We start from the raw sequence: 15,449 nt of genomic DNA on the forward strand, positions 1-15,449 counted from the left end.
CCGCAGTTTCTACAGCGGCGGTCAGCAAACCCATGAACAGTGTGGCGATGACCGCCTGCACCTGATCGGCGATGGTGAGCATCTATTCGCCCTGAACCGCATCGCGCAAGGCATCGCCAAGACCACCCTGCTCGGCTGCGACGGCCAGGGCAGCGTGCGTATCGAGGTCGATGACTCTGTGCGTAAACGCCTGTATACCGCCCATGGCGCCGAGCAGAAAGGCGATGAAAAAACGCCGTTCGGCTACACCGGCCTGCGCCGCGAGCCGCTGACCGGCTGGTACATCCCCAACGGCTACCGCCCCTACGACCCGCTGCTGATGTGTTTCCTCAGCCCCGACAGCGAAAGCCCGTTCGGGCGTGGCGGCATCAACCCCTACGCCTACTGCGCCGGCGACCCCGTCAACCGCATCGACCCGGACGGCCACAGTTGGGTCACCTGGGCCGTGGCCGGGCTCGGCCTGGCAATCGGGACGGTGGTCACCGTGGCAAGCTTCGGCTCGCTCGGCGTGGTCCTGGCCGCAGGCCTCAGCGGGCTGACCGCAAGCGGCATGCTGGCAATCAGCAGTTCGGCCCTCAGTGCCATTTCGATCGGCACAGGCATTGCCGCGCTGGGGCTTGAGATCGACGGCAAGCACCAGACGGCCGCCAGCGTGCTGGGCTGGATTTCTCTAGGCACAGGCCTTGCCAGCGCCGCTGCAGCCATTGCTCCCAAGCTCACCACGGCAGTGGTCAACCTGCGCAACTCAGCCGGCCGGGCGGCCAGCAAGCTGGAGCCATTCAAGCCCTATCACATCGGCCCAGGCGGCAAAACGCGCCCGGCCAGCGTGCTGTTTGGCGCAAACGCCGGGGCTGAGGACGTCGCCTTTGTACCCGACCTGTTTGCCGAGGGGCATGCGGCATTGGTGACGCACGGGCACCCGCTGGGCATGCTGATGAATGCGCAAGGGGTGGCTGACGATGCAGTGCGCATCGCCCAGGACATCATCGCCCCCAGGCTTGCGCAGATGGGCTACCCGGAAGGCAAGAAATTCATCCTGGTCGCCTGCTGGGGCGGCAAGAGTGGCGCCGCGCAGAGCATCGCCAATGAACTGGGGCGCCCCGTCGAAGCCTTTGGCGAGAAAGTGTTCATCAAGGGGCTGGCCTCATTGCAAATGCCGCGCGCTTCTCACAACTCACTGGCCGGCAACAATGTGCCGATCTACAAAGCATCGCTGTGGACGCGGATGTTCGGCAAGCCATGCTTCACCGAGACCTCCAAATACCGCATAGCCAAGCCGAAACTGTACATGCCGCAATAAAACAGCCCCTGATCGACGTTGCGCCAGCGGGCGTCGATCAGGGGCTGGACCCGCTACCAGACAACCTGACTGTTGTCGAGATATGGCGCCAGCAGTCCTTTGCGTATACTGCACCCTATGTTTGCCCACACTGCTCTACGCCAGCGCTGCGCCAAATGGCTCATCGCAACCGGACTCTTCCTGATGCTCGGTGCCTGTGTTGAAAAACCCAGCACCCTAGAACGCGTCAAGGAGGACGGCGTATTGCGCGTAATTACCCGCAACAGCCCGGCCACCTACTTCCAGGACCGCAACGGCGAAACTGGTTTTGAGTACGAGTTAGTCAAGCGTTTCGCCGACGATCTAGGCGTCAAGCTGCAAATCGAAACGGCAGACAACCTTGATGACCTGTTCGGCCAATTGGGCCAACCCTCAGGCCCGGTGCTGGCCGCAGCGGGGCTTGTCAGCAGCGAACGGCGCGCCGCACAGGTGAAATTTTCCCACCCTTACCTCGAAGTGACGCCGCAGGTCATCTACCGCAATGGCCGCTCCCGCCCCACCGAAGCGAAAGGTTTGGTAGGCAAAAAGATCATGGTGCTCAAGGGCAGCAGCCACGCCGACCAGTTGGCCGAGTTGAAAAAGAAATTCCCGACCCTTGAATACGAAGAGTCTGACGCAGTCGAGGTGGTCGACCTGCTGCGCATGGTCGATGAGGGGCAAATCGACCTGACCCTGGTCGACTCCAACGAACTGGCCATGAACCAGGTGTACTTCCCGAACGTACGTGTGGCCTTCGACCTGGGCGACGCCCGCGACCAGCGTTGGGCGGTGGCACCGGGCGAAGACAACAGCCTGCTCAACGAAATCAACGAATTTATCGACAAGTCCCAGAAAAACGGCACCTTGCAGCGCCTGAAAGACCGTTACTACGGGCATGTCGATGTACTGGGTTATGTCGGTGCCTACACCTTTGCCCAGCACCTGCAGCAGCGCCTGCCCAAGTACGAGAAGCACTTCAAGAGTTACGCCAAGGTCGAGCAGATCGACTGGCGCTTGTTGGCCGCCATCGGCTATCAGGAGTCGATGTGGCAGCCCGAGGTCACCTCCAAGACCGGCGTACGCGGCCTGATGATGCTGACCCAGCGCACTGCCCAGGCCATGGGCGTGTCCAACCGTCTCGACCCGCGCCAGAGCATCATGGGCGGTGCCAAGTACTTCATGCTGGTCAAGGAACAACTGGACGACAGCATCCAGGAGCCGGACCGCACCTGGTTCGCCCTGGCGGCCTATAACGTCGGCAGCGGCCACCTGGAAGATGCCCGTACCCTGGCCAAGCGCGAGAAGCTCGACCCGAACAAGTGGCTGGACGTCAAGAAAATGCTGCCGCGCCTGTCGCAGAAGCAGTGGTACAGCAAGACTAAATACGGCTATGCCCGTGGCGGTGAGCCTGTGCATTTCGTCGCCAACATCCGTCGCTACTACGACATCCTGACCTGGGTGACGCAGCCACAGCTCGAAGGCCAGGTAGCCGAAGGTAACCTGCATGTGCCGGCGGTGAACAAAGACAAACCGGCGGAACAGACCCCGGCCATGTAGCGCCGTGCCCGGCAGGGCGCCACAAGCGATATGTACTGCACCGGGCACCACCGGCACAGCCAACCTCGGCGCTCCTAATACAACGGAGCGCCACCCCATGCCTCTCACCCAGAGCCAGGCAGACGACCAGCAAGCCCTGCAGGCCCTCGCGCTGGAGATTGCCGCACACTGCCCCGACATGCGCCAGCAGGCAAGGCAGATCGCACGGCAGATTCTCGACCAGCACAGCCTGGGCACGCAGGACCCGGATCATGTCTACCTGAACAGCTTCGACAACGCCTCCACCAGCCCGCGCACCTTCAGCGGCTGGCAGCACCATGAAAAGCCGTTCCAATCGCTTACCCTGCCCCAGCTGGTGATGCACCGCTTTGACGCCCAAAGCGCCGACAACGCCGACTTGCTCAGTTACCGTACCGGGTTCTACAGCGACGGCCTGGAAAAGGACCTATACGACGAGCACAACGAGGTAGCGCTGGATCCGCGCCAGGTACTCGAGTACTTCTGGCAGATCGACTTCAGCCAGCAGTTCAAGGCGAACATGGAGCAATTCTGGCTCAAGCATCACGATGACTTTCGCACCTTGGCCAAGGCGATGTTCCTGAGCAAGGCTTTGGAAGCGTGCAAAGACCACCCTGGTAGCGCACTGGCCAGCAGCGCGGCAGTGGCTGCCCAAGCGCTGGTCGGCGGCCACTATTGGCCACCCACCCTTGCACAACTGCGTGAGCTGGTACCACCTGGCCCCGGCGTGCGCCTATGCACCTTTGACATAGGCGGGCACGTGGCCACTGACATTTTGCGCATCGAGCTGCAAAGCGGCGCGCTGATGCTCTATATGCCCGGTGAAACTGACGGATTGCAGCTGTTCGAAAACAAGGCGGCGCTGTATCTGTGGGTGCTCAACCACAACAATCATGCCGACAATCGCGCCCGCTTCGCCAGCCACTTCGCCCTGCCAGAGCGCGGCGAGCGCGACAGCGCCATCGGCCTGAACCACCTGATCGACCTGCTGTACGAAGGGTGGGGCAGAGGCGATTACTCAGCCATCAACCAGCATGACCACACCATCGGCGAAGACGCCTTCAGCTGGCTGCGCGACAAGGCCCGCCAGCGCATGCAGGACGATGCCCAGTGGGTACTGCATTCCAATGAAGACCTGCGCAAACAACTGTGGATCGGCTACCTGAAAGCGTTCGGCACGGTGTTCGGGCCAATGGCAGCGGTGGACTGGCACGTGGCACTGGCAGTGGTTGGCGCAGGTATGGCAGAGATGGGCCTGAACGTCGACCAGGCGCTCAACGGCCGCACCACCGCTGAACGCCAACAAGGCGTAAGCGGTGCGATCATCGCCGGCATCAACGTGCTGTTCAATGCAGACTTGCTGCACGGAGCCGTCGTAGGCGAGGCGGGTGAAATCGGTGCGCACGAAAGCGCGCCAGAACATGTCGAGAACCCCGAACCCGAACACTCAGGCGCTCAAGCAAGTACCGCGCAGATCGATGAATGGGTGCCGCAACCGCTGCGCCCGCTAAACCCGCTCGATCCGCTGGATGGATTTGAAAGCAACGTGATCCTTACTGGCGAACCCGGCAGCGGCACGCTGGCCGGCATCTACTCCCAGCAGCAAAAATTTTATGTGGAGATCGATGGACAGGCGTACCAGGTGCGCCATGTGGTCGAACTGAAAACCTGGGTGATCGTCGACCCCGAAAATGAGTTTTCGTGGGCGACCGCCCAAACCATTCGCCTGGACAGCCAAGGCCAGTGGCAACTGGTCGAGCGCATGGGGCTGGACGGCGGTTGGCCGTTGAAGACTCTGAAAATCTTCGGTCGAAAACCCTCAGGCCCACAACTGCCAACCCTTGCGCCAAACGTCTACGAGATTGCGCAACCTTCCCGCGCTTTGCTGCACTCGGTATCGGACGATGCGCTCTCCGGCCAGCTCGCCAGTTTAGACGAAGACGATGCCGTAAGCGCCGAGCAGGAGTTTCGCAACCGCCGCGACCAATTGGCCGCCGACGCGGCCAGCGGCCTGGCCTCGGCGCAGTTGCCAGCAAGGCCGAACGTTCCTGAACTGAGCCCCAACACCAGCCCCAAACAGTTGCTGCGCGCCATCTACGCCAATAGCGACGGCCTGGTCATTGGCGAAGCTCACAGCGCCATCGGCAGCAAGCGCTTGTTGATCGACAACATGCGTGAGCTGCGCAAACTGAACGTGAAGACGCTGTACATGGAGCACTACCAAACCGACTTCCAGCAGCCCGACCTGGACACTTTCAACCGCACAGGCAAGCTAAGTGAGGCGCTGGACGCCTATATCAGCAGCCAGGACCGCGGGCATTTCACCGACCCTACAGGGCGTTACAACTTCCGCCAGGTGCTGATCAAGGCGCAGCAGCAAGGCCTGCGTATCCAGTCCATAGACTGCATGGCCAGTTACCGGCAAGCCTGGTTGGACGTCCCGCCGCCGCTGGCGCGGACCCGGATGATGAACTTCTACGCCGGGCTGATCATCGACGCCGACCAGGCGCTGCACGGGGCGGGTAAATGGGTGGCACTGGTGGGTAACACCCACGCCAACAGCTTCGAAGGGGTGCCGGGTATCAGTGAACTGCAAGGTGCCATCGGCCTGCGCGTAGAAGACGTTGCCATCGGCCAGCCTGATACCGTCGAGGTCGACCCAGGCCTGGATGTTATCGAAAGACGTATCACTCGCCATGTCAAGAGCGACCTGCGCCTGCGGGCGGCGGTCAAGCCTGCGAGTGCCACCGCGCCGGACCTGCAGAGCAACCTGAGACGGCCCGGAGACTATGCCATCGAGGAGCAGGCCGATGGCGAGCGCTACCTGGTCAACCGCAGCAGGGATGGCAGCCTGCGCCGCACGCAGATAAAACGCGACGGCCGCTACCTGTATATAGAACGCCCAGACTGGCCTGACCTGCATGGCCGCCGGTTCGCTGAGCTTTCCGAGCTGTACACGCTGCTGGCGCTGCGGGGGATGAGCCATATCGTGCGGTAAGGAGCAGGAGGTGGCGCTGGCGCGGTCTGTGTACAGATTCCAGCTTTTTTACAAGGCCTGCGCCGCCCTCATCGCACGCGGTCGCCGGCTCCCACACGAATCTTGGCCAGACCTCCATACTGCGGCTGTGCGCCGACTCTGTAGGAGCGGCCTTGTGTCGCGAAAGGGCTGTGAAGCAGCCCCAGGATCTTAGCACCCACCAGAATCGCTGGGGCTGCTCCGCAGCCCTTTCGCGACACAAGGCCGCTCCTACACTGACCGTGTAGACGGCATCGATTGGGGATGGGCGAGCTCTGTGGGAGCTGGCGCCAGCCTGCGATGAGGCCCGAGCAGGCAGTGCAATCGCTTGGGCTAAGCGCCTTTGGCCCGGCGCGCCTTGAAGAACTCGCTGAGAATCGCCCCGCACTCCTGCGCCAGCACCCCGCCCTCGACCACCACCCGGTGGTTCAAGAAGCCCTGGCCGAAAAACTGCCCCTGGCTCTGCACAACCCCAGCCTTGGGTTCAAGCGCACCAAACACCACCCGCGCAACCCGCGAATGCACGATCAGCCCCGCGCACATGCTGCACGGCTCAAGCGTGACATACAGCGTGCTGCCCGGCAGCCGGTAATTGCTGGCTGCCTGGGCCGCTGCGCGAATCGCCACCATTTCAGCATGGGCGCTGGGGTCGCTGTCCAGGATCGGCCGATTGAAGCCCTGCCCCAGCACCTGGCCATGCTGCACCAGCACCGCCCCCACCGGGACCTCACCCCGTGCAGCGCCTTGCGCCGCAAGTTCCAGTGCCATGTGCATGAATTCCTGATCGCGGCTGCGATCGATGATCAGCGGGCGCATCACACCACCGCAATCGCGGCCATCAGGCCGGTTTCCATGTGGTCGATGACATGGCAGTGGAACATCCAGGTGCCTGGGTTATCAGCCACCAGCGCCACTTGGGCACGCTCGTTCTTGCCCAGCAGGTAGGTGTCGGTGAACCACGGTTCGACGATCTTGTGGCGATTGGACGCGATCACCTTGAAGCTCATGCCATGCAGGTGGATCGGGTGCTGGTACTGGGTCATGTTCTTCAGCTCGAAGATGTAGCTGTTGCCGCGCTTGAGCGTGGCAATGGGCCGGTCAGCGCAGGTCTTGTCGGTGATGTCCCAGGCCTGGCCGTTGATCTGCCACAGGCTCGGCGGCTTGCCGTTGTCGGTATTCACCGACACCTTGCCGACCCATTCGAAATTGAAGTTCAGCTTCTCGGCGTTTTCCAGGTCCGGCTCGGCGATAGGGTTGGCCGGCAACGCCTTGGGCCAGTCGCCAGGCGCATCCTGGCTAGGTACCGAGCGCAGGGTGCCCAGGCGCACGAAACCATCACGCAGCGAAACCTCTTCACCCGCCTGTGGAATGCGGATCGCCAGGCAAATGCGCATGCCCGGCCCGAGCCAGTAATCATCGTCCAGCGGGCGCGGGGTGACCGGGTTGCCGTCCAGCGCGTAGATCATCGCCTCGCAGTTGCCCTTGAGGTTGATGCGGTAGGTCCAGGTGTTGTCCAGGTTCAGCAGGCGCACACGCACCACCTGCCCGGCGGGCAACTCGGTGACCGAATCGGCCTGGCCGTTGATGGTGATCAAGCGGCCTGCCGTGCCGTTGCGTGCAGCTTCACGCGGGATGCTGAACGGCAGCCAGGCGCCCTGCTCATCGACGTGCCAGTTTTTCAGGCTGAGGGTGCGCTCATGGTTGAAGCCGGTGGGCTCGCGCTCCTCGACGATCAGCGGGCCGACCAGGCCACGGCCCAGTTCTTCGGAGCTGCTGACGTGCGGGTGATACCAGTAGCTGCCGGCGTCCGGCACCCGGAACTTGTAGTCGAAATATTCGCCCGGCTTGACCGGCAACTGGGACACATAAGGCACGCCGTCCATTTCCAGCGGCAGGCGGATGCCGTGCCAATGAATGGTGGTTTCAACCGGCAAGTGGTTGATGAACCGCACGCGCAGCCAGGTGCCCTGGCGCACTCGCAACTCGGTGCCCGGCGCCGAAGGGCCAAAAGCCCAGGCCTGGGTCTTGAAGCCCGCAACCAGCTCGACATCCAGCGGGGCGGCGATCAGCTCGTAGTCATGCCCGGCGTTGTCGTCTTCGACCTTGCCCAGCCAGTAACGCGCCGCGCCACCAGCGCCAAGGCCTACCACCACCAAGCCGGTCAGGCCTTGGAGCATTTGTCGACGGGTAAAGGACATCGCTGCGGGTACCTCGTGTTCTGCGCAAGCAAACTGCCAGCATCTGCCGACAATGAAGGGCGAATACGATACACCTGCATTTGCGAAATTTTAAGTGAAGTCTTGCCGCAGGGGCGCCGCACCACGGCATGCTTGCCCAAACCATGGCGCGCTGTTTAAGTGACGTCATTCAATGACCCGAACGAGCGAAGCGCCATGGGGCGAAACAATCACCTGCTTGGCCTTGCGCTACTCCCGGCCGCGGCACTGTTACTGGTGCCGAAGATTATCCTGATCAGTTACTTTTCAAGCCGTTGGGTCGACACCGACGCTGCCAGTATCGCCCTGTACCTGCTGCAAGACCTGCTGCTGGCAGCTTTGGTGTATGTGCTGGGCGTCAGCCTGCTACCACGCTACAAAGTCGCATTCTGGCTGCTGAGCGCGCTGGCAGGCGCGCTGCTGCTCTTGCTGCTGATCGACATGCGTGTGCGTGAGCTGTGGCTCAAGCCGCTGGACCTCACCCTGGTCGCCTACAGCCTGCAGCATGCGAGCAACCTGACGTCTGGCGCACAGGTGTTTTTCAACCAACTGGCCGGCTTCGGTTTTACCTTCCGCTTCATAGTCTTCGTACTATTTCTGGCGTATCTGGCAACCTGGGCGCTGGTGGGGCTGGCAAGCTACCGGGCCCTCAGAACCCCAGCCAAGCCGCTGGCAACCCGCAGCACGTTGGCGCTCGCGGCAGGTGCCGCCTTGCTGCTGGGCGCCCCCTTTGCCAACGATGCCCGCTATCACCTCAACCAGAACATCGTCACCAGCCCGCTGATCAATGCACTGCGCAGCGCCGGCCTGAACAACACTGCCCGGCAGCCCAACCTGCTGCCCTTCGAACAACCCGCCTACCCGATATCCGCGATCAACGCCCTGCCCCGCCCAGAACCTACGCCGCCTTTCACCAACCTGGTGTTCATCGTGATGGAGTCGGTGCGCTGGAACAGCACCTTTGCCGAGGGTGCGGACACTGACGCGCGCTACCCCACACTCGCCCGGCTGGCCCGCGAAGGCATGCTGAGCAAGGCCTATGTGACCGTGCCACATTCTTCCAAAGGGTACTTTTCGATTTTCACCGGGCTGCATGCGTTTCCCGGCGTTGAAATCAAGGAAGCCATGCCGCTGTATCAACCCGGCGTGATCCATGAACTCAAACAACAGCGAAACATGGAGGCCGTGGCCTTCAGCTCGTTGTTTCTGCAATTTGAAAACATGGACGGTTTTCTAAGTTCGATCGGGGTTTCCAAGGCGTATTCGGTCGCCGACATGTCGCCTGCCCTTGCGCAAGGCAACAGCAGTTTCGGCGCAAGCGACGAACAGCTGTTTCTACCCAGCATTCCTTACCTGAAGGCCATACGGCAAAGCGGCAAAGGGTTTATTGCCTTGTACTTCCCAAGCGCCGCCCACTACCCGTACGACTGCCCAGGCAAGCGCGTGCCGCGTAACCAGTTGGACAAGTACGAGGCCTGTATCGAAACCACCGACGCCTTGATCGGGCAAATGCTGGAAGGGTTCGACAAAAATGGCCTGCTGGACGCGACCCTGTTCGTATTGGTGGGCGACCATGGCGAGTCGTTCGGCGAACATGGGTTGTTCATCCACAACTCCTCGATGTACGAGGAGGAAGTCACGGTGCCGCTAATATTCTGGGCCAAGGGGCAGCCATTACCCAAACCGGCCTCGACCACCAGCCAGCAAACCGATATCGCCCCCACCGTCGCGGACTTCTTCGGCGTCCACAATGCCTCGTTCCAGGTGCAGGGCATCAGCTTGCTCAGGCCCCACGGCAAGCGCGCTTTCTATATGTCGACGTTTTTCGATCAACTGTCGTCGGCGCTGGTGGAGCACCCGTACAAGTACATTTACGACTTCAGCCCGGACACATTGGTCAAATACAACCTCGACCAGGACCCGCAGGAAACCAACCCGCAACAGGTAACGGGGGACGAATTCACCGCGACCAGGAACCGGCTGTTGTCCTATGACGCCTACCAAAAGGCGTTCTTCGAGCAGGACCGACAGCAACCGCAATAACGGCCGCTGCCCGGGCAACCGAGCCCGTCAGGGCTTGAGGGAGTTGAGGATCGAGCGGTAGCTGGCCGCGAGAATTTCATCTGCCAGTGGTGAGTCGTCCGGGCATGCCCGCGACATCACGATGGCGCCCATCGCCTGGGCCATGATCGACAGCGACTTGGCCCGCACCTGCCCTGCCTGCTCGGCAGTCAGGTCCTTGGCCCCGTGCAACACCTTCAGTTGCGCCTCTATGCCGGCCGCAAACATCGCACGCACTTCATCTTCCTTGCGCGCCGCATCCGCACACAACGCCGCCAAGGTGCAGCCGCTTGCGCGGTTATCGCGATGCTCGCGCGAGAGGTAGACCTGCAAAAACGCTTCAATCGACGCGCCAGCGGTCAGCGCGGCCGACTGCGCCATGCCGCATGCCGATGATTCGGCCATCAGATCGGCTTTTGAGCGGAAATGCTTGTAGAACCCACCTTGAGTGAAGCCTGCGGCCGCCATCAGGTCGGCGATGCCCACACCGTCGTAGCCACGCTCGCGAAACAGCGTGGAGGCGGTTTCAACGATATGCGCGCGGTTGGCCTGGGCCTGCTGCTTGGTGACTTTCATGGTTTGCCCACCCGTTGTGAATCTGCGCCGAAGTATACATTGATGTCACACAACATCAAAACGTTGACTTTTTTAGAGTTCGGTCGCAATCATTAGCGCCATTCCAACACCCCACGCTGTCAATCCACGGAGATTCACCATGACTACGCTGCCAACCGTCCTGATCACCGGCGCCTCCAGCGGCATCGGCGCCACCTACGCCAAACGCTTTGCCGCCCGCGGTCACGACCTGGTGCTGGTTGCCCGCGATCAGCAGCGCCTGGACCCCCTGGCAGCGCAACTGCGTGAGCAGCACGGCATCACGGTGGACGTGCTGCAAGCCGACCTCACCAACGCCAACGACCTCAGCGCCGTCGAAGCCCGCCTGCGCGACGACGCGCACATTGGCGTGCTGATCAACAACGCAGGGCTGGCGCAATCCGGCGCCTTCGTCGAGCAAAGCGCCGAAGCCATCGACCGGCTTGTCGCGCTCAACGTGGTCGCCCTGACGCGCCTCGCCGCTGCCGCCGCGCCGCGCTTTGCCCAGGCAGGCGCCGGCTCGATCGTCAACATAGGGTCGGTGGTGGGCTTTGCCCCGGAGTTCGGCATGTCGATCTACGGTGCCTCGAAAGCCTTCGTATTGTTCCTGTCCCAAGGCCTGCAAGTGGAGCTGGCGGCAAAAGGCGTCTATGTCCAGGCCGTGCTGCCAGCAGCCACCCGCACCGAAATCTGGGAGCGTGCAGGCATCGACGTCAACAGCTTGAGCGAAGTGATGGACGTCAACGAGCTGGTCGACGCCGCACTGATCGGCTACGACCGCCGCGAGCCCGTGACCATTCCGCCCCTGCATGCCGAACCACGCTGGGCGGCTTTGGACCAGGCCCGCCAAGGCGTGCTGTCCGACATCCGCCAGGCCCACGCCGCCGAGCGCTACCAGCCGCAGGCCTGAGCCTGCTCTTACCCGCCGCAACCGGAACCCGCTCGCAATGAAAGCATTCACCTTCAAACGCTACGGCAAAGCGCCAGGTCTGGGGTTCGAGCAACTGCCCCGCCCCACGCTTGAGCCTGACCAACTGCTGGTGCAGGTTCACGCCGCAGGCATAAACCCCATCGACAACATGATTCCGACCGGCATGTTCAAACTGGTCCTGAAATACCGCCTGCCGGCGATCCTGGGTAGTGACGTGGCTGGGGTGGTAACCGAGGTAGGCAGTGCAGTAACGCGCTTCAAGGTGGGGGATGCGATCTACGCCAGCCTGTTCGATCGCGGCACCGGCACCCTCGCCGAGTTTGTCGCGGTGCCCGAGGCCTGCGCCGCACTCAAGCCAGCCAACTTGAACTTCGTGCAAGCCGCATCGCTGCCGATGGTCAGTTTGACCAGCTGGCAGGCGTTGCATGAACGCGCACAGCTAAAACCCGGCCAGGCTGTATTCATCCCGGCCGGCTCAGGCGGCATTGGCACCTTCGCGATCCAACTGGCAAAACACTTGGGCGCTACCATTGGCACCACCACCAGCAGCAAGAACATCGAGCTGGTGCGCAACCTGGGTGCGGACGACGTGATCGACTACAAGACCCAGGCATTTGAACGCCTGCTCAGCGGCTACGACCTGGTACTGGGCACCACCCGTGGCGATGAACTGGAAAAAGCGGTGGGCATTGTCAAAGCAGGCGGGAAGATTGTGTCCCTGGTCGGCCCACTGGACCGGGCGTTTGCCAAGGCTCGTAACATGAACATGTTGCTGGTGCTGCTGTTTGGTTGGATGAGCCGCAAGATCATGGGCCTGGCGAAGCGCAACAAAGTGGACTATTCGTTCTTGTTCGTTCGGCCTGATGGGGCGCAGCTTGGGGAGATAGGCAAGTTGGTTGAAGCGGAGCGGATCAAGCCGGTGATTGATCAGGTGTTTGCCTTCGATCAGGCGCAGCAGGCGCTTGATTACCTGGCCCAGGGGCGGGCTCGGGGGAAGGTTGTGGTGAAAGTTCGCTCAATGGATGGCTGAAGCTGGTCGGGCAAGAGCGTTCTCAATCACTGCGGAACATGCGTCGCATGCGCCATAACGCCACAAGCCCGCAAGACAATTAGCGGGCAAGCGCGATCACCGTAGCGGATGGCCCGCTGATCAGGGCTATGAGATATAAAACAAGCAGTAGTCCAACAGTGCCTTTTCGACACTTTGCTTATCTCTCAATACCAGTGCAACTACGATGGCCTGATCGTCCTCCACAATCTCGTAGAAAACGCGGTATCCGTTCGAATTGAGTTCTCGGTATTGAGAAATGCCCAGTTCCCCTGCTTGCGAGCTAACTGGGTACCTTGACGGAGCACCAAGGAGCTCGCCCTCAATGACGCGGATCTCGTCAGTAATTCGCTCGAACGCGGAAGAGAATCCCCTATAGGGTGCCAGATATTCGATCTGGTCTTCGATGCTTTGTTGCGCAACTTCTGTGTAGCGGATGTTCAATGTGGTCGTTTGAGTTCCTATCTCATTTGTGGGCGAACCTCCTGCTCAGGCGGGCTTTCAGGTCATCAGCCGAACAGTGTTTTCCTCGGGCATACTCGCGGGAACTCAGAGCAAGCATTTTCACCAAGGCGATTGCTTCATCGCGACGATTACGCTCTGCGTAAGACTCAACAACATAGGCAGGAATACCGTTTTGCGTAACGACCATTGGCTCATCAAGAGGCAGGTCGGATGCGTATTTTTTCAAAAAGCTAACTGTTTCAACTCTCATGAGCGAAACCTCCATCATGGTGACGTGGCCATCTTGAGGGCTACGCCATATAGGGACCGATTCTGGGCGACGCTATACCCAGAATATCCATCGTGTTTCTCATAAACACTCATTATATCTGACGGTTTTATCGATACGTCACGGGCAAAAATACAGCAAATTAAGCCCAAATCAAGACCGAATAAAAAATAGATTATTGACTTTTTGTCAATTTTTATTTGAGATAAATTTTTTCGCGCGCGCTAGCCACTTCGTTACCACGAAGGCCCTCCCACAAAAAAGCCCGCAATTATGCGGGCTCTATGGATCCATCACTTATGGATTCGGGGCAATACTGAGATCATTCCCACTCAATCGTAGCCGGCGGCTTGCTCGACACGTCGTAAGTAACGCGCGAAATACCTTCGATCTCGTTGATGATACGGCCGCTGACGGTTTCCAGCAGTTCGTACGGCAGGTGCGCCCAGCGTGCGGTCATGAAGTCCACAGTCTCTACGGCGCGCAGCGCCACGACCCAGGCGTAGCGACGGCCGTCGCCGACCACACCCACCGACTTGACCGGCTGGAACACAACGAAAGCCTGGCTGGTCTTGTGGTACCAGTCAGCCTTGCGCAGCTCTTCGATGAAGATATGGTCGGCGCGACGCAGAATGTCGGCGTATTCCTTCTTCACTTCACCCAGAATACGCACGCCCAGGCCTGGGCCCGGGAACGGGTGGCGGTAGACCATGTCGTACGGCAGGCCCAGCTCCAGGCCGATGCGGCGCACTTCGTCCTTGAACAGCTCACGCAGCGGCTCGACCAGCTTGAGGTTCATTTCCTCTGGCAGGCCACCGACGTTGTGGTGCGACTTGATCACGTGGGCCTTGCCGCTCTTGGCGCCCGCCGACTCGATCACGTCGGGGTAGATGGTGCCCTGGGCGAGGAACTGGATATTGTCCAGCTTGCTGGCCTCGGCATCGAAGATGTCGATGAAGGTGCGGCCGATGATCTTGCGCTTCTTCTCCGGGTCCGCTTCGCCTTCGAGGTTATCGAGGAACTGCTTCTCGGCATCGGCACGGATCACCTTGACGCCCATGTTCTCTTTGAACATGGCCATCACCTGGTCGCCTTCGTGCAGGCGCAGCAGGCCGTTATCAACGAATACGCACGTCAGCTGGTCGCCGATGGCGCGGTGCAGCAGCGCGGCAACCACCGAGCTGTCGACGCCGCCGGACAAGCCCAGCAACACGTTGGCCGAACCGACTTGTTCACGCACTTGGGCAATGGCGTCTTCAACGATGTTGGACGGCGTCCACAGGGCTTCGCAGCCACAGATGTCCTGCACGAAACGCGACAGAATGCGACCGCCTTGCTTGGTGTGGGTGACTTCCGGGTGGAACTGCACGCCGTAGTAGCCGCGCGCATCGTCGAACATGCCGGCAATCGGGCAGCTTGGGGTGCTGGCCAGTACATGGAAGTCGGCTGGCATCTGGGTGACTTTGTCGCCGTGGCTCATCCACACGTCCAGGCCCAGTACGCCGTCTGCGTCGACATGGTCTTCGATGCCGTCGAGCAGGCGGCTCTTGCCGACCACGTCAACGCGGGCGTAGCCGAACTCGCGCAGCTCGGAGCCTTCGACCTTGCCGCCCATCTGCTCGGCCATGGTCTGCATGCCGTAGCAGATACCCAGAACCGGTACTTTCAGGTCGAACACCGCCTGCGGCGCGCGCGGGCTGTTGGCTTCGTGGACCGACTCGGGGCCGCCGGCCAGGATGATGCCGCGTGGATTGAATTCGCGGATCGCTTCATCGGCCATGTCGAACGGGTGCAGTTCGCAGTACACGCCGATTTCGCGCACGCGGCGGGCGATCAGCTGGGTGTACTGGGAACCGAAATCGAGGATCAGGATACGGTGAGCGTGAATATCGAGGGCCATGACTCAATCTCGTCAGTGGAAATCGGAAACGACGCGGGGGGGTGATGTCAGCCCCCC

General features: G+C 61.1%; 12 protein-coding genes. 6 read left to right on the forward strand and 6 right to left on the reverse strand.

The features are described from left to right. From HU720_RS21735 to HU720_RS21745, 3 genes are all read left to right on the forward strand, one after another. The coding region (locus HU720_RS21735) for an RHS repeat-associated core domain-containing protein (RefSeq protein WP_202883586.1) at window positions 1-1,300 on the forward strand (1,300 nt) is incomplete at its 5' end. Between the two features lie 117 nt (window positions 1,301-1,417). Further along, window positions 1,418-2,875: a membrane-bound lytic murein transglycosylase MltF gene (gene mltF / locus HU720_RS21740; RefSeq protein WP_186522746.1), complete on the forward strand. Its 1,458-nt coding sequence runs from the start codon at window positions 1,418-1,420 to the stop codon at window positions 2,873-2,875. 97 nt (window positions 2,876-2,972) lie between these two features. Next, complete coding sequence (locus HU720_RS21745; protein ID WP_186522748.1) at window positions 2,973-5,891, forward strand: membrane-targeted effector domain-containing toxin; 2,919 nt, start codon at window positions 2,973-2,975, stop codon at window positions 5,889-5,891. 351 nt (window positions 5,892-6,242) lie between these two features. Here the strand turns inward: HU720_RS21745 and tadA are convergent, their stop codons facing one another. Continuing rightward, the gene (gene tadA, locus HU720_RS21750; RefSeq protein WP_186522750.1) at window positions 6,243-6,725 is read right to left on the reverse strand and encodes a tRNA adenosine(34) deaminase TadA; all 483 of its coding nucleotides are present in this window, start codon (window positions 6,723-6,725) and stop codon (window positions 6,243-6,245) included. Beyond that, complete coding sequence (locus tag HU720_RS21755; RefSeq protein WP_186522752.1) at window positions 6,725-8,107, reverse strand: multicopper oxidase family protein; 1,383 nt, start codon at window positions 8,105-8,107, stop codon at window positions 6,725-6,727. The genes tadA and HU720_RS21755 overlap by 1 nt, the downstream gene beginning before the upstream one ends. A 195-nt stretch (window positions 8,108-8,302) precedes the next feature. Here HU720_RS21755 and HU720_RS21760 point away from each other — a divergent pair, with 195 nt between their 5' ends. Beyond that, window positions 8,303-10,168 (forward strand): sulfatase-like hydrolase/transferase, encoded by a 1,866-nt coding sequence (locus HU720_RS21760; RefSeq protein ID WP_186522754.1) that lies wholly within the window; start codon window positions 8,303-8,305, stop codon window positions 10,166-10,168. A gap of 27 nt (window positions 10,169-10,195) precedes the next feature. Here HU720_RS21760 and HU720_RS21765 read toward each other — a convergent pair whose 3' ends face one another. Continuing rightward, entirely contained in the window at window positions 10,196-10,762 is a 567-nt protein-coding gene (locus tag HU720_RS21765; protein WP_186522756.1) for a TetR family transcriptional regulator, read from the reverse strand. 139 nt (window positions 10,763-10,901) lie between these two features. On the opposite strand from HU720_RS21765, the gene HU720_RS21770 reads away from it, so the two are divergent. After that, the gene (locus tag HU720_RS21770; protein ID WP_186522758.1) at window positions 10,902-11,690 is read left to right on the forward strand and encodes an SDR family oxidoreductase; all 789 of its coding nucleotides are present in this window, start codon (window positions 10,902-10,904) and stop codon (window positions 11,688-11,690) included. 37 nt (window positions 11,691-11,727) lie between these two features. Then, window positions 11,728-12,741 carry an NADP-dependent oxidoreductase gene (locus tag HU720_RS21775; RefSeq protein ID WP_186522760.1) on the forward strand — a complete coding sequence of 338 codons (1,014 nt, stop codon included), beginning with the start codon at window positions 11,728-11,730 and terminating at the stop codon, window positions 12,739-12,741. Window positions 12,742-12,867: 126 nt separating this feature from the next. Here HU720_RS21775 and HU720_RS21780 read toward each other — a convergent pair whose 3' ends face one another. The 3 genes from HU720_RS21780 to guaA form a co-directional block, all read right to left on the reverse strand. After that, the gene (locus HU720_RS21780) at window positions 12,868-13,203 is read right to left on the reverse strand and encodes a type II toxin-antitoxin system RelE/ParE family toxin (protein ID WP_186522763.1); all 336 of its coding nucleotides are present in this window, start codon (window positions 13,201-13,203) and stop codon (window positions 12,868-12,870) included. A 22-nt stretch (window positions 13,204-13,225) separates the two neighbouring features. Further along, window positions 13,226-13,474, reverse strand: a complete 249-nt coding sequence (locus HU720_RS21785; protein ID WP_186522765.1) for a prevent-host-death protein — start codon at window positions 13,472-13,474, stop codon at window positions 13,226-13,228. A gap of 340 nt (window positions 13,475-13,814) precedes the next feature. Continuing rightward, entirely contained in the window at window positions 13,815-15,392 is a 1,578-nt protein-coding gene (guaA, locus tag HU720_RS21790; RefSeq protein WP_186522776.1) for a glutamine-hydrolyzing GMP synthase, read from the reverse strand. Window positions 15,393-15,449: the final 57 nt, after the last annotated feature.

Origin of the sequence: Pseudomonas sp. SWRI51, from assembly GCF_014268825.1 — a bacterium.
Classification (GTDB): domain Bacteria; phylum Pseudomonadota; class Gammaproteobacteria; order Pseudomonadales; family Pseudomonadaceae; genus Aquipseudomonas; species Aquipseudomonas farsensis.

Coding starts and splice junctions, on each gene's coding strand:
- mltF (WP_186522746.1), top strand. CDS start 1,418: ATGTTTGCCCACACTGCTCTACGCCAGCGCTGCGCCAAATGGCTCATC.
- HU720_RS21745 (WP_186522748.1), top strand. CDS start 2,973: ATGCCTCTCACCCAGAGCCAGGCAGACGACCAGCAAGCCCTGCAGGCC.
- tadA (WP_186522750.1), bottom strand. CDS start 6,725: ATGCGCCCGCTGATCATCGATCGCAGCCGCGATCAGGAATTCATGCAC.
- HU720_RS21755 (WP_186522752.1), bottom strand. CDS start 8,107: ATGTCCTTTACCCGTCGACAAATGCTCCAAGGCCTGACCGGCTTGGTG.
- HU720_RS21760 (WP_186522754.1), top strand. CDS start 8,303: ATGGGGCGAAACAATCACCTGCTTGGCCTTGCGCTACTCCCGGCCGCG.
- HU720_RS21765 (WP_186522756.1), bottom strand. CDS start 10,762: ATGAAAGTCACCAAGCAGCAGGCCCAGGCCAACCGCGCGCATATCGTT.
- HU720_RS21770 (WP_186522758.1), top strand. CDS start 10,902: ATGACTACGCTGCCAACCGTCCTGATCACCGGCGCCTCCAGCGGCATC.
- HU720_RS21775 (WP_186522760.1), top strand. CDS start 11,728: ATGAAAGCATTCACCTTCAAACGCTACGGCAAAGCGCCAGGTCTGGGG.
- HU720_RS21785 (WP_186522765.1), bottom strand. CDS start 13,474: ATGAGAGTTGAAACAGTTAGCTTTTTGAAAAAATACGCATCCGACCTG.
- guaA (WP_186522776.1), bottom strand. CDS start 15,392: ATGGCCCTCGATATTCACGCTCACCGTATCCTGATCCTCGATTTCGGT.